This window comes from Arcicella sp. GW821-FHT09D11 (assembly GCF_059416265.1).
On sequence record NZ_JBWKOV010000004.1, the window covers coordinates 548,550 to 570,402 of the forward strand.

A 21,853-nucleotide genomic window follows, 5' to 3' on the forward strand; every position below is an offset into this window, starting at 1 on the left:
AACATGAATTTAATTATTCAAAAAGAAAAATTGTACAAATTGCAATCGCTAATTGCCCTATTTGTGCTATGCATCATTATTAGTATACTATCAGATAAATTCCTGACCGTTGCCAATGGATGGAATGTATTAAGACAAATTTCTGTAAATATCTGTATTTCTGTCGGGATGACTTTGGTCGTACTAACAGCAGGAATAGACTTGTCAGTTGGGTCAATCTTGGCATTATGTGGTGCTATTACAGCGGGTTTATTAAAAAATGGCATAGAAATTCCTTCTCAGAATATATTAATAAGTTTTACATTATTAGGAGCTATCATCGTAGGCTTGTTTTTTGGGGGAGTCTTAGGCTTTTTTAACGGATGGGTTATTACCAAATTCAAAGTCCCTCCATTTGTAGCTACCTTAGCCATGCTTACGATGGCCCGTGGGCTTACTATGTTGTGGACGAAGGGATTTCCTATTAGTAATTTAGGAGCAAAGTTCGATTATATTGGTACAGGGTGGTTTTTAGGTGTACCTGTACCTGTTTGGATAAGTATTTTTGTGATTATTGTAGCCTTGATTCTTACGACAAAAACCCCCTTAGGACGCTATATTTACGCTATTGGGGGAAACGAAAATGCTGCCAGATTATCAGGTATTAAAATTTATAAAATTAAATTGATTGTTTACACCCTTGCAGGAGGATTAGCGGCTTTGGGAGGATTAATGGTAACAGCTCGATTAGACTCTGCTCAACCTAATGCAGGAACAGGATATGAATTAGATGCCATTGCGGCAGTAGTAATCGGTGGTACTTCTTTATCAGGGGGGCGAGGCTCTATTTTAGGGACAGTACTTGGGGCAATCATCATTGGGGTGCTTAATAACGGACTAGTACTACTCAATGTATCGCCTTTCTGGCAACAAGTTGTAAAAGGAATGGTGATATTATTAGCAGTAATCATCGACCGTGCTAATGCTAAAAACGACTAACCGCTATGCAATATATACTCGCTATCGACCAAGGTACTAGTAGTACCAAAGCATTGATTTTTGATGAGAAGACTAACGTAGTAGCTAGGGCTTCTGAAGTCCTACAAACCCAATATTTAGCAGATGGTTTTGTAGAGCAAGACCCAGAAGGAATTTTTGAGAATGCCATGACTGCCGTAAAAAACTGTTTAGCTCAGTTTGTGGCAAATGGCGGAGACTTAAAAGATATAAAAACTTGTGGGATTAGTAATCAGCGAGAAACCTTTGTGTTGTGGGATGAAAATGGCAAACCATTGCATAATGCAGTAGTTTGGCAATGCAAACGTTCTGTACAAGTATGTGATAGATTGAACCAAGCAGGGTTAGCTAATACTATTAAAGAAAAAACAGGTTTATTAATCGACCCCTATTTTTCGGGAACTAAGCTTATTTGGTTATACGAAAATAATCCTGCAATAAAGCAAGCGATAGACGAAGGCAAAGCTTTTTTCGGAACGATAGATACGTGGTTATTATATAAACTTACAGATGGTAAAATTTATGCCACCGACTATACTAATGCTTCGAGAACATTATTTTTTAATCTCCATAGCCTTATATGGGATAAGGAGTTATTATCAAATTTCAACCTTTCAACAATCAATCTGCCCGTAGTTAAAGCATCTTCTTCAAATTTCGGTACAAGTACTTTTGGTGGAATTTTTGAGGAACCCATCAACATTTCTGGTATGATTGGCGATAGTCATGCAGCCGCTTTTGGAGAAGGATGTTTTGAAGCAGGAACTGCTAAAGCTACTTTAGGGACTGGCTGTTCTATCTTGATGAACATTGGCGATAAACCACAGTCTTCACAACATGGCATGATTACGACCATCTGTTGGAGTACGGAAGGAAGAATAGACTATGCCCTTGAAGGAGCCATTGTAAGTTGTGGTGCAACCGTAGAATGGGTTAAAAATGAATTAGGCTTATTTGCAGAAAGTAAACAGACCCAAGCAATGGCTACGGCTGTTGATGATAATGGAGGTGTTTATATTATACCCGCTTTTAGTGGTTTAGGAGCACCCTATTGGGACATGAAACGTAAGGCATCTATTCATGGATTAACATTTGGTACTAATAAAAATCATCTCGTTCGGGCGACATTGGAATCTATTCCATTTCAGATAAAAGATGTTGTATTAGCCATGGAGGAGGATTCTCACATGCATTTACAAGAATTGATGGTAAATGGTGGAATGACTTCTAATGGTTTTGTATTAAGTACAATAGCTGATTTGCTTGGTATTCCCGTAGTCAACAAAGGAATGCACGATGTATCTGCTTTAGGAGCAGCTTTGATGGCTGGTTTAGGAGTACAAATTTTTGAATCAGTAGATTCTTTAAAAGCCTTATTTCAAAAGCCACAGTCAGTGCTGCCTCAAGAACAAAATCAAATAAAAATTCATAAAGCCTTTAAGGCTTGGAAAGATATTATTCAATAAAACGCTTCATTACTCTTCAATTACATACTCTATTTCTCTTAAATAAAAGATGAAAATAGGGTATGTAATATACTCTTTCCTCTCTTTCTTCAAAGCTGAAATCGTTAAATTATCTTTAAGTAATTAATTATGTATTAATGATTAATCGATTAAGCTGTCGATGATACAATTAACAAAAAGAAGATTCTTATATACTCTTTTTATCATTTGATTTTATAGTTGGAAGCAATGGTAAAATATTAATTTATAGCGTTTTAAACTGAAAATATACAATGAAGAAACAACTCTTATTAGTAGTAAGCCTTTTAATAGTAGTAAATAGTACACAAGCACAATCACATTATCCCGGTCAGCATACTGATAAATTTGCTTTGCAGGACAAACTAAAACCCGCAGTATATAGCTTTGACCTATCGGATGTCAGACTATTAGATGGACGATTCAAAGAAAATATGCTACGGGAACAACGTTGGCTTTTGTCGATAGACGTCAAGAGACTATTACATAGTTTTCGCAATAATGCAGGTATTTATGATGCTAATGAAGGTGGATATTTTGAAGTGAAAAAATATGGAGGTTGGGAATCACTGGATTGTGATTTACGAGGACATTCGACAGGACATTTGCTTTCTGGACTTTCATTGATGTATGCACAGACAGGCGATGAACGCTTTAAAGCCAAAGCAGACAGTATTGTCGCTGGATTGGCAGTTGTGCAAAAAGTATTAAATCAAGACGGTTATTTAAGTGCTTTTCCACAAGAATTAATTAATAGAAATATTGCAGGTCAAAAAGTGTGGGCTCCTTGGTACACTTTGCATAAGATACTTTCTGGACTAATTGATCAATATCTATATTGCAATAATCCGCAAGCATTAGAAGTTACCCAGAAAATGGGGGGTTGGGCTTATCAAAAACTCCAGCCTGTAACTCAAGCACAACGTGCGCTGATGCTTCGCAATGAGTTTGGAGGAATTAATGAATCTTTTTATAATTTATACGCCATTACTGGAAAAACTGAGTACAAATGGCTAGCTACATTTTTCTATCATAATGAAATGTTAGACCCATTGAAAGAAGGGAAAGATATTTTAGAAAAGAAACACGCCAATACTTATATTCCTAAGTTGTTAGGAATGACGCGTGAATATGAGTTAGAAGGACAAGGACAGGGAGATTCGATTGCCACTTTCTTTTGGAATACTGTTATCAATCATCATTCATTTGCAACGGGAAGTAATAGCGATAAAGAAAAATTCTTTAAAGCAGACGCCCTTTCAGAACACTTGACGGGCTATACAGGCGAAACGTGCAATGTTTATAACATGCTTAAACTAACTCGCCATTTGTTTTCCCATACTGCCGATGTAAAATATGCCGATTATTACGAAAAAGCTCTTTTTAATCATATCCTTGGTCAACAAGACCCACAGACAGGCATGGTCGCCTATTTTTTACCCATGTTGGCAGGGGCACACAAAGTGTATAGTACCCCAGAAAACTCTTTTTGGTGTTGTGTAGGCAGTGGATTCGAAAACCATGCGAAGTATGGAGAAGCCATTTATTACCATAGTGCCGATGCCCTTTATGTGAATTTATTCATTGCTTCAACCCTTAACTGGAAAGAAAAAGGCTTTAGCATTAAACAAGAAACCGTTTTCCCTGAGGCTGGTAAAACTGTCTTTACGATTGAGTCGGCTCCAAATCAGTTACTTACTTTAAATGTTCGTTATCCGTCATGGGCAACTGGTGTTAGTGTTTTGGTGAATGGTAAGCCTTTGAAAATTAAGCAATCTGCGGGGAGCTACGTTTCAATTGGTAGAATATGGAAAGCCAATGATCGTGTAGAAATTACATTTCCCATGACTTTGACTACACAAGTCATCAATGATAATGCTAATAAAGTAGCTATATTATACGGACCAATTGTATTGGCTGGCGAAATGGGAACGGCGGAAATGGAAGCACCTGCTCCTTATTCTAATCCATCACTGTATAACGACTATTATACATTCAATTATAAAGTACCCGCTGGCTTAGTACAAGCATTGAACTTAGACAAAAGCAATCTAAACAATACAATAAAACCTCTCACTGGCAAACCGTTGACCTTCAAAACCTTAAATGAAGGCATTACGCTTCGCCCTTTATACGATATTCACCGCGAGCGATATGTTGTCTATTGGGATGTAAAGTAGGAAGTATCATTTCACTAGCTACATAATATTAAAACAATTATGAAACCTGTAAAAGAAATATAAGCATATTAGAATAAGCATAATTAACTAATGCTAAAGCACTAAAAGTAAGTACTATTTTGTACTTGTTTTTAATGTTTTAGCATTTTTTTGTGATACTTGCTACCTCTTTTACTATTTTTTACCCACATTTTGTAGAGTTATTTGCTCAAATGTCCTCCTGAATGTTAGTTTTCTACTACTGGTACAAATGTTTTAACTTCTTTGATGTAACCTATAAAACAATAAGAACATGGAAAAAGCTGATAAAGTAGATAAAGAAATGCGTTCTGATATTAAAGCACAAAAAAGAACGAAAGCAGGCAATATGTTTATCTATACTGTTTTAATTGGGATTGTGTTAATCTTAATTTCTATAGCAGGGGGATATTGGTCCACCTCTGATAACGACGGCCAGCACAATATGGGTAAAGTTACCCCTAAAGACACATTGATTTTAAATAAATCAGACACTGTTAAATAATAAAAATCTATAAATAAAAGTAAGATCATGGCAACTACAAAAATTGAAACTACGAAAAAGAAAGTTAAAAAAGAGGCTGCAGAACATAAGGCTGAAACTTTAGAAAAAAAAGGAGCTGTAGCAAAAGCAGAAGCTAAAGAAACAATTGACGATATAAAATTAGGAGCTTTGAATCTAGCTGAAAAAGCAGCTGATAAGTTTGAAGAAGTAAAAGCTAAAGTAAAAAAAGCACTTTAATTGACTGAGATTTTTCAAATTATTCATTAAACCTACTATAAAAAGAATCAGAAGTGTTAACTATGACTGATTCTTACCATTAATGATGCAAAATCAATATGAGATTCTCTTGAAAGATCTGAATGAACTAATAGAGATTAACTATAATCGTATCGAAAATTATAGGAAAGCAGAGCAGAACATGGATGGAGGGGATTTGAAAAATCTCTTTCACGGAATGTTAAATGAAAGTGAACACTTTGCGGAAGCATTGGCTGAACATGTAGTGAAATTTGGAGGAGAACCTGCTACGTCAAGTACATTAATAGGTAAAGCTCATCAAATTTGGGTAGATTTTAAAGCTTCGATTGTATCGAATAATCGAGAAACTATTTTAAATTCTTGTGAATCGGGCGATAAAGCTACGCTAGAGACTTATGAAACCGTATTGGCTTCAGATAAAGTACAAGCCTCGCCTGATTTGTCACAATTATTGAAATCACAAATTTCTTCAATTACAGAGTCATTAAAAATTATTCAGTCATTGAAGAAATCACAACATCATGCAAAAGCAGAGCAGGAAGTATTAGACAATCAACAAGAAGTATTAGATAAACCAATGCCAGTATCATAATTTTTGATTTGTTGACGGAAAATGCCATGACATTGTTATGGCATTTTTGTTAAAATGCCAAACAAAAATATTGTACTGTTCATTATACCAAATCAATAAAATTATGAGAACGATAAATATGTATACCAGAAGTATTAGCAAAATAGTTTTGTTATTACTTGTTTTAGCGCCAAGCTTTTATTCATGTAATTCTTTCAAAAAGCTTAATAATGCTCAGCGAGGTGCCATTATTGGTGCTGGTACTGGTGCAGCAATGGGTGCCGCTATCGGACGAAAATCTAATCCTGCTGTTTATGCCATTGTCGGTTCAGCCGTCGGAGGAATTGCAGGTACGTTTGTCGGGAAATACATGGATAAGCAAGCTGAAAAGTTAAAGAAAGATTTAGATGTAGTAGCGGATGTGGAAAGAGTTGGAGAGGGTATCAAGATTACGATGAAGTCAGGAGTATTGTTTGATTTTAATTCATCCAAAATTAATCCTAGTGTAAATGATAATCTAATTAAGTTTGCTGAAACTTTGAAGCAGTATCCTGATACAGAAATTTTAGTAGCAGGTCATACTGACAACGTAGGTACAGAGGCTTATAACATGAAATTATCTCAGCAAAGAGCAGATGCCGTAGCAGCCATCTTGAAAGCTAATAACGTATCAAGAAGTCGTTTGACGGTGTTAGGTTATGGCGAGAAAGACCCTGTGGCAGATAACACGGTAGAGTCGGGCAGAGAGCAAAATAGAAGAGTAGAATTTGCTATCGTAGCTGACGACAAATTGAAAAAAGATGCTACTAAGGCTACTGGTAATGAAGTTAGTAAAAAATAGAATTTCCTCTTTGGATATATAGCCCAAATCAAGATATGTTAAGTGTTTAAAATAGAATTGCCTTTCACCCTCATTTTTGTAGATTGATGGGCAATTCTGTTTTATACTTCAGCAAGTTGCTAGTTTATTACAAAACACTTGTAATATAGTTCCCCGCCAAAACAATTCAACGAAATATTTTACCTTCAAGTTGTTAATCAATAAAGAGTAAATAGTTGAATACAAACTACTTCCAAATTCTGCAATTCAACATAATAAAATTCTTACCTATTGCTCAATGAGCAACATCACTACACAAATACCTACTTGTAAAATTCTGTAACATTGGCATTGGCCATAAAAATTAAAGACGATTACAGTATCGTCTTCCCAACACACGAGTACGAGGCATCAGCCTAGAGGGGGAATATCAGCAAATAAACTTATTGAAAAACCCAAATCTTATGAAAAATAAAGAATTAAAGAACCACGAAGTAACACTAGCAGCTGGAGGAGCTTTGTTTTTAGTATTGATGCCAATTCTTTTATATAAAAACTATCATCAAAAAAAGAAGTTGATTAAACAGCTTGAAGAACAAAACAGAGATATTCTTCAAGAGAATGAGTATTTAGAAGAATTAATATTAGTGCGTAATCGTATCTTTTCAATCATTAGCCATGACCTACGTGGACCTGTAAACTCAATAAAGGGAATTGTAGATTTTATGATTGAAGAAGAAATGAGTGAGGAAGAAAAGAGCTTTTACATTGAGAAAATCTCTCAAAGCCTACACGCTACTTCACATTTAGCCGATAGCTTGTTGTATTGGGCAAAAAGCCAAATGAACGGTGCGCAAGTAAACCCTTTGTTATTTGATATACAGGATATTATTCAGCAAAATGTTTCATTGATTTCAACAAGGGCTACCGAAAAGCAAATAAAAATAGTTACTAAACGACGTAAAGAACCTCAGTTAGTTTTCGCAGATTCAACAATGATTGATACTGTTATCAGAAATATCGTTGAGAATGCCGTGAAGTTTTTAAATGCAGGAAATAGCATTACTATTACTACAAAACAAGAAGAAAATAAAGTGATAATATCTATTCAAGATGATGGACAAGGAATCCCTTTGGAGGCTCAATCTAAGATATTTAATAAAGATACTACTTATACAAGTTATGGTACGGCTAACGAGAAAGGAAGTGGGTTAGGGCTGCTGTTATGCAAAGAACTTGTTGAGAAAAATAATGGGACAATATGGTTTGAAAGTGTGCCCGAGCAAGGAACTACTTTCAGCTTTACTATTCCATTGAATGATGAACGATAAAGCCAGCTTATTTTTACATATAAATATTATAAATCAGTATCAAAAAAAATAAAATTGCCCTTCAACCTGACTTTTCTGGATTGATGGGCAATTTTCTTTTTTCGACTCTATTACCTGTTTTGGCTCATATTTTGTTTGAATAAAATAGCTTAATTTGGCAACAAAACAAGCTAGCATTGAAGAGTATCTCTAAGAATTTTGACCAATAATATGCTTGATTTACCAACCACTAATTATTGTTAAAGAAACATTTTAAGTCTTTTTATCACTTGAAATGATATTGGCATTATAATATATATGAAGAAATGGGCATTTTGTGTGCTAGAGATTTATAGCAAATACACAAGTATAAAGAATTTAGTTACTATTATTGGATTTATAATTTATGCATCTTCACTTTCCTTTGCTCAATCAGACAGGCTGAAACTTTTAAATGATAGATTGAGTGCCGCTAAACACGATAGTGACAGAGTAAACACTTATTACGCCCTCTCAAGATATTACTGGAATAAAAATTCAGATAGCTCACTTTTTATGGCACAAAAGTCACTGGATTTAGCCAAGAAAATCCATTTTGACAAAGGTATTGCTTTAGCCTATCTTACTAAAGGGGTATCATTGGTTTCAAAGGGAAGACTACCAGAAGCACTAGAATGCCATTTTCGATGTCTACGCATTAGTGAAAAGTTAGGATTGACAGGGCTTTCGGGAAATGAATATAATAACATAGGTATTGTTTATTCGGATATGGAAGACTATGACAATGCCTTGTTTTATTACAAAAGGGCTTATGCGATAGCCCTTAAACAAAATGACCCGACAAAATACGCTACATTTAGCTTGTTAGTAAATATGGGCGAAATCTTTAAATATAAAGGAAAGCCTGATTCAACCATAGTCTATAACAAAAAAGCTTTGCCCATCGCTCAAGGAGTAAATGACACCCTCGGTACTACTATTACGCTCTATAATATAGGTGAGAATTATATAGCCCTCAAAAACTACATATTAGCTGAACAATATCTCAATAAAGCATTGGCATTAGCAATAAAAATCAAGGATGATGAAGATATTGCCTATTGTCATAATGCGTTTGCGCTTATTTATTATTACACGGGTAATTATAAATTAAGTTTACATTTTGCCAATATGGCTTTAAAAGAGAATAAGAAACTAGGTATTGATGAAATATCAACTCAGATATATAATACTTTGTATCTGAATCATCAAAAATTGGGGAATTATAAAGAAGCGCTAGTTTTTAGAAATATTGGAATAGCTTTAAAAGATAGTCTAAGTGGTGTCGAAAAAACTAGAGCCATTACCAGAGTGCAGTCGAGCTATGAGCTTGAAAAGAAACAACAGCAAATAGATTTACTGAATAAAACTGCTCGTATCAAGCAAGAAGAATTAAAAAACCTTGAATTAAAGCGAAATCTGATAGCTGGAGGAGCCTTGCTTTTATTAATGATAGCCATACTTTTATTTAAAAACCATTATGAAAAGAAGAAATTTATCAAACAATTGGAGGAACAAAACAAAGATATTATTGTTAAAAATGAACATTTAGAAGAGTTGATACTGGTGAGAAACCGAATTTTTTCAATTATTAGTCATGATCTCCGTGGGCCTGTTAACTCAGTTAAAGGAATGATAGACTATATGATTGATGAGAAAATGGTTGGAGAAGAGGAGGGGTTTTATATTGGACAAATCTCTCAAAGTCTTCATGCTACATCCAAGCTATTAGATAATCTTTTATATTGGGCTAAAAGCCAAATGGATGGTATGCAAGTAAATCCGATATTGTTTGACATACAGCAAATAATCCAGCAGAATGTTTTATTAATAGAAACAAGGGCTACAGAGAAGAAAATAAAAATAGTTGCCGAAAAGCGACAAGACCCTCAATTGGTTTTTGCAGATTCAACAATGATAGATATTGTTATTAGGAATATTGTCGAGAATGCTGTGAAGTTTTTGAAAGCATGCAATAGTGTTGTTATTACAACAGAAGAAAAGGAAAATATGATTATTGTATCGATTAAAGATGATGGACAAGGAATTCCATTGGAGGCTCAATCAAAAATATTCAATAAATATACTTCATATTCAAGTTTTGGTACAGCCAAAGAGAAAGGAAGCGGTCTTGGGCTCTTGTTATGCAAAGAACTGATTGAGAAAAATAATGGAACAATATGGTTTGAAAGTGTGCCCGAACAAGGCACCACTTTCTACTTTACACTACCATTAAGTGAAAAGTAAAATTAGCTTTCTTAAGAGCATCATTTATCGCTCTTAAGAAAGCTAATGTATAAACACCACTCTTTATTCTACATAAAGAACCAACCCTTTTAAATAACTCCCTTCTGGGTGAAAGAAATTAACAGGATGGTCAGCAGGCTGTGTAAGGTGATGTAATACTTTGGCTTGTCGCCCAGCTTCTAAAGCAGCAGAAACGACAGTATTATAAAATAGCTCTCTGTCAACTACCTGCGAACAAGAAAATGTAAATAAAATACCACCCTTTGCTAATCTTTTGAAACCTTCAGTATTCAATCTCTTATACCCTTGAATAGCATTATGACGTGTAGCTACGTTTTTAGCATAAGCAGGAGGGTCAAGTACTATTAAATCATAAGACTGGTCGTTAGCTTTCAAATACTTCATTACATCTTCAGCATAAGCCTGATGATTTAATCCTTGAAAATTGTTTGCTTCGATATTTTGAGTAACCAAGTCGATTGCTTTCTGAGAAACATCTACTGAATGTACTAATTCAGCTTCTGCTCCCAAAGCATACATCGAAAACCCACCGGAATAACAGAATGAATTCAATACTTTTTTGCCTTTTGAATATTTCGCTAACAAGGCTCTGTTATCTCTTTGGTCAAGGAAAAAACCTGTTTTTTGTCCAGTCTCCCAGTTAATCATAAACTTAAAGCCATTTTCAAGCACAGGATGTGGTACTGTACAAGCACCAAATAAATACCCATTCTGAACAGTTGAGGCAAACTGATTTGGAAGTGTTTCGTGCGATTTATTATAAATGGCGATTAATTTATCACCATATACTTTTTGTAAGGCTACCGCAATTTTCTCTTTTTCAAGGTACATCCCGATGCTATGGGCTTGAAAAACGGCAACGCCATTGTAGAAATCAATGATTAACCCTGGGCAACCATCCCCTTCGCCATGGATTAAGCGGTAACAATTAGTAGTTTCAAAATCAATTAATTGACGCACCTGATAAGCCTTTTGGATTTTATCAAACCAGAAGTTTTCATCAGAGTTAGTTTCTTGAAAAGAAAATATTTTTACAGCGATACTTCCCTCATGATAATGCCCAGTAGCCAAATAGTTTTTGTGCGAATCAAACACATCAACGGCTTCCCCATCTGTAGGACTACCAATAATTTTTGCAATTGCACCCGAAAAAATCCAAGGGTGAAAACGTTTCACAGGGTTTTCCTTACCTGCTTTTAAAATAATTTGTGATTTCATACCACAAAATTACAGATGAAAATCGTTTTAATACTTATTCCCCCTTCATTTTCAAAGGAATCAATTTTCATCTCTTACTTTAAAAAGTTTTTGAAGCCATGTTTGTTGTTCTTTTTCATCGGCTTGTTTTTCTTTAGCAGATGGTACAAACTGTGTGTTGCTTAAATCTGGCTGACCAGCATCTATCCAAGCAGTGTACCAAAAATCACCAGTCATTTTGATAGACCTCCTCATTTGCCTTTCTACTTGTCCACTCAACGCTTCATGGTATTTTCTTGAATAGTCTTTCGCATACTTCTTGACATTTTGCCCGTTGTGCTCTTCGATGTTGTATTTTTTACTTGTATTAGTGGAGGCGTTTAAGTGTTTTTCAAAAGCAAAAACGGAATCTAAACAAGCATTTGCATTGCTGACAGCTTCCCAAGTTCTTTTACTGATAGATTTTTCATAAGTAGCCGAGCCTACTAAAAAATCGTAGTTACTAGCAAATAATTCTGGTAATCGAGATTCCCAAAAACCATGAATACCGATTTGATTAGTTTTTTGTCCGTTATAATTAGACGAAGTATGAAGTGGCACATTGGCATCAGCGATATAATGACCAATTTCAGCAGAGACTTTGAGAATCTTTTGAGCATTTTTTTCTTCAAATGCCTTCGTCAGTTGAAACTTCATGAACTGAATATGCCACGGGACAATACCATGTTTGAATAAACTATCTTCTGAAAACTTTTCAACAGCGTCATTCCAGTAATGTGGGAGTTTGTAAATGGCACTATCGCCATAACTATCTAAATCAATGTAGTGTTTTGGCGCTTCATCCTGCACAGCATACCTTCGACGGTCGGGAGCGACCGAATGTTCTACAATATAATATAAGTTTGTTTTGTAGAAAGAAATCATCTCGGGTGGTAAAGTAAAGATAGCTAACTGATTAATGCGTTGATGCGCAAAAAATCCCCATTTTATAGCTTTATGAGCATTCAGGTAAGGTTTTGGGTTAACATAGCCTCCACTTTTAAAAGCAAATGAAGCTGAAATGCTGAAAAATAAACATAAAAATAGGAGTAAAAACATTTTTCTCATGGCGATATACTTTAGGTATAAAAAGCTAATTCTAGCTAATTTGAAAGTTTTTGTAAATATGCACTTGTATTATCTTAAAAAAGATGTACCTTTGCACCTCAATAATAGAAAATCAGAAAACCAATATTATTCGGGAAATAAACATGGCAAATCACAAATCATCTTTAAAAAGAATCAGAGCAAACGAAGCAAAAAGATTACGTAATCGTTATCAGCACAAAACTACACGTACAATGGTGAAGAAATTGCGCTTGACACACGATAAAGTAGTTGCTACTGATCTTTATCAAAAAGTTTCTTCTGCTCTTGACAAATTAGCTAAGAAGAACATTATTCACAAGAACAAAGCTTCTAACTTGAAATCTAAGTTAGCAAAGTTAGTGAATAAAATAGCTTAATATAGCTTTGAAATATTCATAAAAAAATGACCTTTCTGAAAAGATAGGTCTTTTTTTATGCCTAAAATTTTGCAATAAAATATTTTAGTTTTAAATTAATCTTTATAAAACATCGTTTCTACTGAAATACGATAATAGTTGGTTTTGCCAAAAAAATAATAAAATACATACACTATATTAACGCTATAAAACTTAACACCTATGAAGTCCTACGAGAATACCCATCTCAATATCAAATCTTGGGCAGAAGAAGATAGACCTCGTGAAAAACTACTTATCAAAGGCAAAGCTGCCTTATCAGACGCAGAATTGCTAGGAATTTTAATTGCTACAGGCATTCAGAACATGACAGCCATTGATATTGCCAAAGTAATACTCCAGAGTGTAAACAATGATTTAAATCAACTAGCGAGGCTCTCTGTAAAAGATTTAGCTAAGTTTAAAGGCATTGGCGAAGCAAAAGCCATTACAATAGTAAGTGCCTTAGAACTAGGGAGGAGAAAGAAAAATACAGAGAAAACAGAACGCCCAAGGATTAAGTGTTCGGCTGATGCTTATGAAGTATTAAAACCCTACCTGACAGATTTACAGCATGAAGAATTTTGGGTTATCTTACTCAACCGTGCGAATGATGTACTAAAATGTGAAAGAGTAAGCATTGGTGGTGTATCTGGCACAGTTGCAGACCCTAAAATGATTTTTAAAGTAGCCTTAGAACATTTAGCGAGTGGCATTATTCTATCACACAATCATCCTTCGGGTAATTTAAGTCCTAGTCAGGTAGATAAAGACCTTACACAGAAATTAAGAGCAGGAGGACAGCATCTAGACATACCAGTATTAGACCACCTGATTTTTACTGATAAGAAATACTTTAGCTTTGCCGACGAAGGGATGTTATAAGGACTCCTACTTTTTCCAGAACATTATTGTTTCTATTAAACTTTTACGATTACCTTTTTCGTAAAAACAGGCATTGAGAACAGTAGGAGGTTTTCTGAAAATAGGAATACTAGCACCAAAGTATAAATCTAGCCCACGAGGTGTGCCGATATTTAGCATACTTCCAAGGTTGTCAGTACCCACAAAAAGAGGACCTACACGAGCAGACAAGCCAAATGAAAAGGTGCTGTAATTATCTAACAATGCAAAGGGTATAGCTACCTCCGCCCATTTAGTTTCCCACCTAGGGGTTACAGCTAATAACGACGGAGATTTTGTACCAATAGAATTATCGCTTCTTAAAGCGTGCGTCCAAACGCTATTGATATAAATATTGTTTTTGTAGTGATAATCAAAATTTATACTGAAAGCTGTGGGCAAACTAGTGTGAAATAATGACTGTGCTTGCTCTTCGTTGAGGTTTAAAGAAGCATTAATACGGTCAATGCCATCGTCAAGACCTTGTACTTTTTTATAATCTTTTGAATTAAAAACTTTATTAGTAGTATTTATATCCCAGTTTCTTACATAATTAGGATTGGAATATTTAAGTCCGCCAATATCCAATAATGAAACGCCTACTCGAAATTGGTACTTGTTTTTACTAGGGTCTAATTTCAACACACCTTTTTCACGATAGGTGAATTTACGTAAATCAGGACGAAACTCATACACAATACCAATATCTAAGCCCCAACCACTACCAGCAGATTGATTTCCCAAAATCCATCCGGGACTGATTTTTGCATTTTCAAAAGCTTCATTTTTGGTATAACCATATTGAGCCATAAGACTATTAATCCTTAATAAACGCTCGGTACGGTTGGTTGGGTCGGATATAATGTCATAATTAGCTTTGTCTATCATCATGTGGGCAGAATACAAGCCCACTAATCGTTTAACCGTGAGACCAACTTTGATAAAGTCTTCGTCTTCGCTCAGTAATACTTGTCCAAAGCTAAGCCCAAATTCAACAAAGCTATTGGCGTTGAAAGTAGTACCGTTTAGATTAACCAATTGATTTTGGATATCTTCGTTTTTAATATTTGTACGGATTAATTCAGAAAATTGGCTTTCCATGCCTGTAAAATTAATGCCTGTTCGTACGCGTGTCAGAACAGCAACAGATTGTCTGTTATTCAAGTTGATTAAAGCAGATGGCCCTCTGAAATCATCAATGGTATGCAGGTGTTTAAGTCCACTATTTTGATTAGGTGCTAAATATTCGTCCTTAAAAAGAATGTTGTTATTAGTAGGATTTCTGTATTCAGTTGGAACAGTATTACTGAAGAGTTGCAGGATAGAATAGGGAGCTTCCCAATTGGTGAAGTTATTCGTTAAAAATAAATCATTACTTGCTAAGTTAATATATACTTTATACCTAGAGTCAACTACATTGGCAGGGTTAGTATAAACTGAATTAGTACCAGCATAATTACTTCCAGAAATACCTAACCACTGTTGTGCCACCACTCCGAAAGAAGAAAATAAACATATTAAAAAAGAAAGTTTTAATCTAAGCATTTTAGTGGTTTTGTCTACTTGGCTATTACTACAAAAACAGTAGCGGTAATAAATTAATGGTTAAATAATTTTGCAAATATACCGCTAATACAAATTACTTATTAGCTACACAGATTTTAGTGCAAAAATATTTTGATTTGACGTTAAAAGACAAACAGTTCAATTTAATATTAGAATATTTACATAATTTACTATTTATGTTTTATTAAACTGTAATTTTTTGAAAAAATCTTAGAAACATCACTTTTAAACGATAAATTTGTGAGGTTTTGCTTACGGAAATAATGATATTTGTTATTTCTGTAAACTAAATAACTACTATTAACCAACTTTACTAAAATACAATCTTTACCAACATGAAAAGAATTGCAGTATTTACTTCAGGAGGTGATGCACCAGGTATGAACGCTTCGATTAGAGCAGTCGTTAGGGGAGGGCTACATCATGGAGTCGAAATTTTCGGAATAATTCGTGGATATAACGGAATGATTAAGGGAGATATTATTCCACTTAATTCTCAATCTGTAAGTAATATTATTCAGCGTGGTGGAACGATTTTGAAATCTGCGAGAAGTAAAGATTTTATGACTCCCGAAGGAAGAAAAAAAGCGTACGAACAGTTGAAATCACACGGTATTGAAGGGCTAGTCGCTATTGGCGGAAATGGTACTTTCACTGGGGCTGAAATTTTTTATAATGAATTCCAAATTCCAACAGTTGGCGTACCAGGAACAATTGATAATGACCTTTTCGGAACAGATTTTACAGTAGGATATGATACAGCAGTAAATACTGCTTTAGATGCAATTGATAAAATCAGAGATACTGCTGATTCACATGATAGAGTATTCTTTATTGAAGTAATGGGACGTGACTCTGGCTATATAGCTATTCAGTCTGGTATTTCAGGGGGGGCAGAATCAATCTTGATTCCAGAAGAAAGACAAACTGTTGAAGATGTAGTTGAAACATTGAAAGCAGGCTTTAATAAGAAAAAAACATCTTCAATCGTCATTGTAGCAGAAGGTGATGAAGAAGGCAATGCTGCTGTTATTGCAGACCGCATCAAGAAAACAATTGATATTCCTGTTGATATTCGTGTAACCAACTTAGGACACATCCAAAGAGGAGGAAGCCCAAGTGCTGCTGATAGAATATTGGCTAGCCGTTTAGGGTTGGGTGCCTTAGAAGGACTTTTAGCAGGTCATAAAAATGAAATGGCAGGTATCGTAAACGATCAATTGGTTTACACACCTTTCCATGACACCATCACCATGAAGAAAGTTATCAATACAGATTTATTAAGACTTGCTGGGATTTTGAGTAAGTAGTGTTGACTTAGCATTAAAAAGGGTTTTGGCATTTTTGTCAAAACCCTTTTTGTTTTTCAATTAACAACCTAATCCTATAAACCAAATAAAATTTGTTAATGTATTTAACCTCTTATAAATTTGGCTAATGAATAATCATAGTTTTTTTATTTGTTGCAATCCTGAAAATACAAAACAGAAAAATGAGATCTTTTATCAAAACCCTATTAATCATCATAATCTCTATCACAAACTTTAAAGGGATTGCTCAAAAAAGAGAAGCTTTTAAGCCTAAAGAGATTTATAAAACCAAGGATTTAATTATTACCCAAATTGCTAAAAATTCTTTTGAACATACATCCTTTAAACAAACGAATGATTTTGGCTATGTTCCTTGTAATGGGCTTATCGTTAGAAATAATAATGAAGTAATTGTTTTCGATACGCCAACTAACGACAAAAGTGCAGAAGAGTTAATCAAATGGATAAAAGGAACGCTTCATTGTAAAATAAATGCCATTATCCCAACGCATTTTCATGATGACTGTCTAGGTGGTTTAAAAGCATTTGATGATAATGATATTCCTTCGTATGCGTATTTCAAAACAATTGAATTGGCCAAAGAAAATAATTATGTTCTTCCCAAAAATAGCTTTAAGGATTCTCTTATTTTAAAAGTTGGCAAGGAGCATATTGTTGCCAAGTTTTTCGGAGAAGGACATACAAAAGATAATGTAGTAGGTTATTATCCGAACGAAAATATTTTGTTTGGAGGATGTTTAATTAAAGAATTAGAGGCGGGGAAAGGCTATTTAGGCGATGCAAATGTTGCCGAGTGGTCAAATACCGTTGAAAAAGTTAAAAAACAATATCCTAATGTAAAAACTGTTGTTCCTGGACATGGAGAATATGGCAACAAAAAATTACTTGATTATACCATTAAATTATTCAAACCTTAGCAATAGCCCAATACCCTATAAACACAATATCCCAGAATCTCATGGATGAGGTGATAGCCCTCATAATAGGCACCTTCGCTGGGTATAATCAGACTACTAAAAGTAAAAACCCTTGCTTTTGATTTGAAGGCTGTACTAAAAGGAGTGACCGTCAATCCTGCTTTTTCAAAACAGCCCAACGAACGTCTCATGTGAAAAGCTGAGGTAAATAATAGATATTTCTTGCCTAACTCAGGCTTTTTACGAAGTATTTCAGCCGTGAAAGTAGCATTTTCACGGGTATTTCTAGCTTTGGTTTCTAAGATAAGGTCTGTTTTCTTTACACCTAACTCTACTAATAATTGTGCGGTTTTCAGATTTTCATCCGAAAAATCAGTTCTGATAATTGTCAAATCAGTATTGCCACCTGTGATAAGTATTTTTTTGATTTTACCTTGTTTATACAAACGGAGAGGTTGGATAAATCTATCAGCCGTTTTATCGACAAAAATCTGCTGAGTAGTTCCCTCTTTATTGCTAATCATTCCACCCGTTAGAATAATACCAACATCATAAGGCTCAACAATAGTTTCAGGAGAAGTAGCAGGAGTCTCCCAAAGCATAAAACCTTCGTTGACGATAAAATCATTGCCAAATACAAAAATCATGACTAACGTACTGATTAATAATTGTTTTTTACGTTGAGGGTTCTTGGTGAACATTGCCCAAACTAATACAAAGATGGTTATAGAAAGAGGCATTAGTACGTAAAAAAGTACTTTAGAAAGAAAGTAAAACATATTGGAAGAAAGGTATGTCTGTTTAAGAATAAAAATCGTTAATAAACTTTAGTAAACTAAGGTGAAATAGGGCTAATAATGAAATTAACTAAGAATCGTTTACAAAACTACTAAATACTTTTTCTTAATGCTTTACTAGCGTAACTTTGAGAAAAAATAACATTCTTCAGGCTCTTACAATTTAAAACATAGCAACAACAGTTAAACTAATGAAAAGAATATTTCAAATTTTACTCCTACTAAGTATTACTGGTTTTTCTAATCAGCTTTTAGCCCAGACAAGTGAAAGTTTTTCTATCAAAGGAAAAATAAAAGGGATTAAAGATACCACCGTTTTTTTAGCACATTATTTTGGTTATAATCAACAAGTAATAAAAGATACTGCGAAGGTTGATTCAGAAGGTAATTTCCTTTTTAAAGGAGACAAAAAATTGCCTGAAGGACTATATTTGGTTTCCTTACCCAAGGGTAAGTATTTCGATATCATCATTGGTAACCAAGAGTTTGCATTCGAAACAGATACAGTTAACCTAATCCGTAAAATGAAAATAACGGGTTCTAAAGAAAATGAAGCCTTTTTTAAGTTTCAACAAGAAATGTCAGACCGATTTGATGAGATGAAAGCCTTGGAAGCTGAAAGTAAAAAAGGAAAAACGCCAGCAGTAGAGGCTAAAATTAAGAAAGTGCAAACTGCTACGACCCAGTTTCAAAAAGACTGGTTAAAAGCCAACGAAAATTTATTTGCTGGGAAATTAATTAAATCATCACAAGAGCCAGAAATCCCAACATATCCGAAACCTCTTCAAACTAAAGCAGATACCGCTGCGATGTATCAGTATCAATTTCAACATTATAAAGCTCATTTTTGGGATAATGTTGATTTAGCAGATGATAGAATGATGCGTACACCATTTTTACAAAAGAAATTGGAACGCTATTTTGATGATTTGACTGTTCAAGTATCTGACTCTATCGCTAAAGAAGCTGATTTTGTATTGGCAAGAGCTACTTCTAGAGATGTAAGAAGATATACAATTTATAAAATCTCTAGTCAGTATGAAAACCCAAAAATCTTAGGGACTGATGGCGCATTTGTACACATGGCAGAGAAATATTATATCGGCGAACCATCCTTATGGGACACTTCTACTGTAAGAAGAATGAAAGAAAGAGTGGCTATATTAAAACCACTTTTAATAGGCAAAAAATTACCAGATATGTACCTTACAGATACGTTGGGCAGAGAAATTGAGATTCCACGAATAGCGGCTGATTATACTGTTTTGTTTATTTATGACCCTGAATGTAGCCATTGTCGTGAGTCTGCTCCGAAATTGAAAAAAGCCTATCAAACTTTAAAAACTAAAAATGTAAAAGTAGTAGCGGCTTCAATCGACAGAACACCTTCGAAATGGAAAGGCTTTATTAAAGAATTTAAGCTAGAAGAAGTAATTAATGGCATCGATATTCATAAAAATGCTCAAACAGGAAAGGAAGAATATTATACTGATTTTAAAAATAATTTTGATGTATACGCTACGCCAGTAATTTATGTATTGGATAAAGACAAAAAGATTATTGCCAAACGTTTACCAGTAGAACAAGTAGAAGATTTTATTGATTTTACCAGAAAACAAAAGGCATCTAAAAATATCAGATAAACAAACATGAGTCATCCCGAATTTTGAAATCACAAGAAAGCGGTCAAAATTAGTTTTTTGACCGCTTTCTTGATTTATGAATACAGATTATAGTTCCGTTAGGAACACTATATCGGCGGCCGTCGTTGCGGTAGAAGAAGCATCGTATTAACTCCTCCAAGCCCCATCGGGGCGAAATATTTCGCCCCGATGGCGCTTGGAGGAGAATTTTGTTTTACATTTTACCGCAAATGCGGCTACTGATATATCGCCTCTATGAGGCTATTTTGTTAAACTCCCTATTTTAAGAAAAATTCGGGATGACTCATGTTTATTACTTACACCAAAATTTCATGATGTCGTTCTTTTTCCCAATCTTTTAAATAATCAATTAATTCACTGAATTCCAAACTTACTCCATTACTAATATAGGCTTCATAATTGCCTACTGCTAATGCAATGGTTTGTTCTGGTAATAAATCAAGCATTAATCCAAGGCAAGCTCCTGCATTAAAATTATCTCTACCACCAGTGGAGATACGCTTTTGAAAAAAACTTTTACCTCTCACTTCGTAAACATGATTTTTATAAACCATCAATGCTTCTTCAGGTGTATGAACAAAAATCTGTTGTATATGATAAGTACTAATAATATTCTTTAAAATATCAGGTAATTCTGCGTCAGGATTATCTTTTTTCAAACCATAAATATATTTGGCTTCGCTTTCGTTAATGCCTAAACTTACTTTGCCATATTGCGCATAACTTCCAATTACATCAAGAATTTCAAGGATTTCTTCTTTTGTTCTTTTGCTAATATCTGAAAGGTCAAAGAAGAAATTTTTATGACGCATACCAAAGGCTTCTTCTTCTTCTTGAATTTTGTTTCTGGAAAAGTACTTTGGTGATTGTCTAGTGGCCTCTGGTGACAAATTCACAACGATGTCCTCTAGAAATCCTTTCCAAATATCAGTACAATATTTGATATTCGCCCAGTTCACAAAAGCTAATAATGAGCTTTCGTAAATCCACCTGCTTAGGTTCTCTACACCTGCCACTGCTGCCACATACGACCACGTGAGTTGTTCATAAGTACTTTCTTCTGAAAAAATTAATTTACCATCATTAAATTCCAAGATAGTAGTTTTGGCAGGGGAAGCGATAGAAACTAATTCACAATTGGGATGCATTTCTTCAAATACATTGTTAATATCTGGATAGCCCATTGTAGCAATACAAATATTCTTGGCGCCCAATGCCCCTAATGAATTGGCAAGAATAGGAGCATTACCATTCATTCTCATTTCTAATTGCCTAAGATTTACTTTGGTATCTTTCCCCGAAAGAGAAGCCAATTGCGCTGCTACATCACTAATTGTTTCAAAATAATGGGTTTGATTATCTTCTTTGTTATTCACAATTTTTTGAATTGAATCAATGTAAGCATCGAAGCCTACGATGGCTTTCAATGGTTTTCCAATAGATCGATGTTTTTCTAGGGCTTTAATCAAGCTTGGTAATGTTCTTTTCAAGGTAAAATATTGGGGC

The 21,853-nt window shown here is 34.6% G+C and carries 19 protein-coding genes; 14 read left to right on the forward strand and 5 right to left on the reverse strand.

The genetic code is table 11. The features are described from left to right. The first annotated feature begins 3 nt into the window (after positions 1 to 3). The 9 genes from AC07N0_RS15075 to AC07N0_RS15115 all read left to right on the forward strand — a co-directional run bounded on the left by AC07N0_RS15075 (position 4) and on the right by AC07N0_RS15115 (position 10,428). Entirely contained in the window at positions 4 to 978 is a 975-nt protein-coding gene (locus tag AC07N0_RS15075; RefSeq protein ID WP_494589815.1) for an ABC transporter permease, read from the forward strand. A 5-nt stretch (positions 979 to 983) separates the two neighbouring features. After that, positions 984 to 2,462, forward strand: coding sequence for an FGGY family carbohydrate kinase (locus AC07N0_RS15080; RefSeq protein WP_494589816.1), 1,479 nt, complete (start codon positions 984 to 986; stop codon positions 2,460 to 2,462). Positions 2,463 to 2,734: 272 nt separating this feature from the next. Continuing rightward, entirely contained in the window at positions 2,735 to 4,660 is a 1,926-nt protein-coding gene (locus AC07N0_RS15085) for a glycoside hydrolase family 127 protein (RefSeq protein ID WP_494589817.1), read from the forward strand. A 292-nt stretch (positions 4,661 to 4,952) separates the two neighbouring features. Then, entirely contained in the window at positions 4,953 to 5,183 is a 231-nt protein-coding gene (locus tag AC07N0_RS15090; RefSeq protein WP_492799081.1) for a hypothetical protein, read from the forward strand. A gap of 27 nt (positions 5,184 to 5,210) precedes the next feature. Continuing rightward, entirely contained in the window at positions 5,211 to 5,420 is a 210-nt protein-coding gene (locus tag AC07N0_RS15095) for a hypothetical protein (RefSeq protein WP_492799082.1), read from the forward strand. Positions 5,421 to 5,529: 109 nt separating this feature from the next. Next, complete coding sequence (locus tag AC07N0_RS15100; RefSeq protein WP_492799083.1) at positions 5,530 to 6,033, forward strand: ferritin-like domain-containing protein; 504 nt, start codon at positions 5,530 to 5,532, stop codon at positions 6,031 to 6,033. Between the two features lie 103 nt (positions 6,034 to 6,136). Beyond that, a complete protein-coding gene (locus tag AC07N0_RS15105; RefSeq protein ID WP_494589818.1) occupies positions 6,137 to 6,853 on the forward strand; it encodes a YiaD family glycine zipper/OmpA-like lipoprotein in 717 nt (238 codons plus the stop codon). Positions 6,854 to 7,296: 443 nt separating this feature from the next. Further along, positions 7,297 to 8,163 carry a sensor histidine kinase gene (locus tag AC07N0_RS15110; protein ID WP_494589819.1) on the forward strand — a complete coding sequence of 289 codons (867 nt, stop codon included), beginning with the start codon at positions 7,297 to 7,299 and terminating at the stop codon, positions 8,161 to 8,163. A gap of 297 nt (positions 8,164 to 8,460) precedes the next feature. Continuing rightward, complete coding sequence (locus tag AC07N0_RS15115) at positions 8,461 to 10,428, forward strand: tetratricopeptide repeat-containing sensor histidine kinase (protein WP_494589820.1); 1,968 nt, start codon at positions 8,461 to 8,463, stop codon at positions 10,426 to 10,428. Between the two features lie 63 nt (positions 10,429 to 10,491). Here AC07N0_RS15115 and AC07N0_RS15120 read toward each other — a convergent pair whose 3' ends face one another. Together AC07N0_RS15120 and AC07N0_RS15125 are read right to left on the reverse strand one after the other, a co-directional pair. Continuing rightward, entirely contained in the window at positions 10,492 to 11,667 is a 1,176-nt protein-coding gene (locus AC07N0_RS15120; protein ID WP_494589821.1) for a class I SAM-dependent rRNA methyltransferase, read from the reverse strand. A gap of 60 nt (positions 11,668 to 11,727) precedes the next feature. Beyond that, positions 11,728 to 12,753 carry a zinc dependent phospholipase C family protein gene (locus AC07N0_RS15125; protein WP_494589822.1) on the reverse strand — a complete coding sequence of 342 codons (1,026 nt, stop codon included), beginning with the start codon at positions 12,751 to 12,753 and terminating at the stop codon, positions 11,728 to 11,730. 143 nt (positions 12,754 to 12,896) lie between these two features. Between AC07N0_RS15125 and rpsT the strand changes: the two genes are divergently transcribed. Then, on the forward strand, positions 12,897 to 13,151 hold the full coding sequence (rpsT, locus tag AC07N0_RS15130) for a 30S ribosomal protein S20 (RefSeq protein WP_309919933.1): 255 nt from the start codon (positions 12,897 to 12,899) through the stop codon (positions 13,149 to 13,151). Between the two features lie 201 nt (positions 13,152 to 13,352). Next, positions 13,353 to 14,054 carry a RadC family protein gene (radC, locus tag AC07N0_RS15135; protein WP_494589823.1) on the forward strand — a complete coding sequence of 234 codons (702 nt, stop codon included), beginning with the start codon at positions 13,353 to 13,355 and terminating at the stop codon, positions 14,052 to 14,054. A 6-nt stretch (positions 14,055 to 14,060) separates the two neighbouring features. Here radC and AC07N0_RS15140 read toward each other — a convergent pair whose 3' ends face one another. Continuing rightward, on the reverse strand, positions 14,061 to 15,617 hold the full coding sequence (locus AC07N0_RS15140; RefSeq protein WP_494589824.1) for a DUF5723 family protein: 1,557 nt from the start codon (positions 15,615 to 15,617) through the stop codon (positions 14,061 to 14,063). A 356-nt stretch (positions 15,618 to 15,973) separates the two neighbouring features. On the opposite strand from AC07N0_RS15140, the gene pfkA reads away from it, so the two are divergent. Both pfkA and bla read left to right on the forward strand, forming a co-directional pair. Then, positions 15,974 to 16,948 (forward strand): 6-phosphofructokinase, encoded by a 975-nt coding sequence (pfkA, locus tag AC07N0_RS15145; RefSeq protein WP_492799091.1) that lies wholly within the window; start codon positions 15,974 to 15,976, stop codon positions 16,946 to 16,948. Between the two features lie 182 nt (positions 16,949 to 17,130). Continuing rightward, positions 17,131 to 17,886: a subclass B1 metallo-beta-lactamase gene (bla, locus tag AC07N0_RS15150; RefSeq protein ID WP_494589825.1), complete on the forward strand. Its 756-nt coding sequence runs from the start codon at positions 17,131 to 17,133 to the stop codon at positions 17,884 to 17,886. Here bla and AC07N0_RS15155 read toward each other — a convergent pair. Beyond that, positions 17,883 to 18,665 (reverse strand): YdcF family protein, encoded by a 783-nt coding sequence (locus AC07N0_RS15155; RefSeq protein WP_494589826.1) that lies wholly within the window; start codon positions 18,663 to 18,665, stop codon positions 17,883 to 17,885. The two genes, bla and AC07N0_RS15155, sit on opposite strands and share 4 nt — an antisense overlap. A gap of 209 nt (positions 18,666 to 18,874) precedes the next feature. Here AC07N0_RS15155 and AC07N0_RS15160 point away from each other — a divergent pair, with 209 nt between their 5' ends. Beyond that, on the forward strand, positions 18,875 to 20,326 hold the full coding sequence (locus AC07N0_RS15160) for a DUF4369 domain-containing protein (RefSeq protein WP_494589827.1): 1,452 nt from the start codon (positions 18,875 to 18,877) through the stop codon (positions 20,324 to 20,326). 317 nt (positions 20,327 to 20,643) lie between these two features. Here AC07N0_RS15160 and AC07N0_RS15165 read toward each other — a convergent pair whose 3' ends face one another. Further along, positions 20,644 to 21,837, reverse strand: coding sequence for a hypothetical protein (locus AC07N0_RS15165; RefSeq protein ID WP_494589828.1), 1,194 nt, complete (start codon positions 21,835 to 21,837; stop codon positions 20,644 to 20,646). Positions 21,838 to 21,853: the final 16 nt, after the last annotated feature.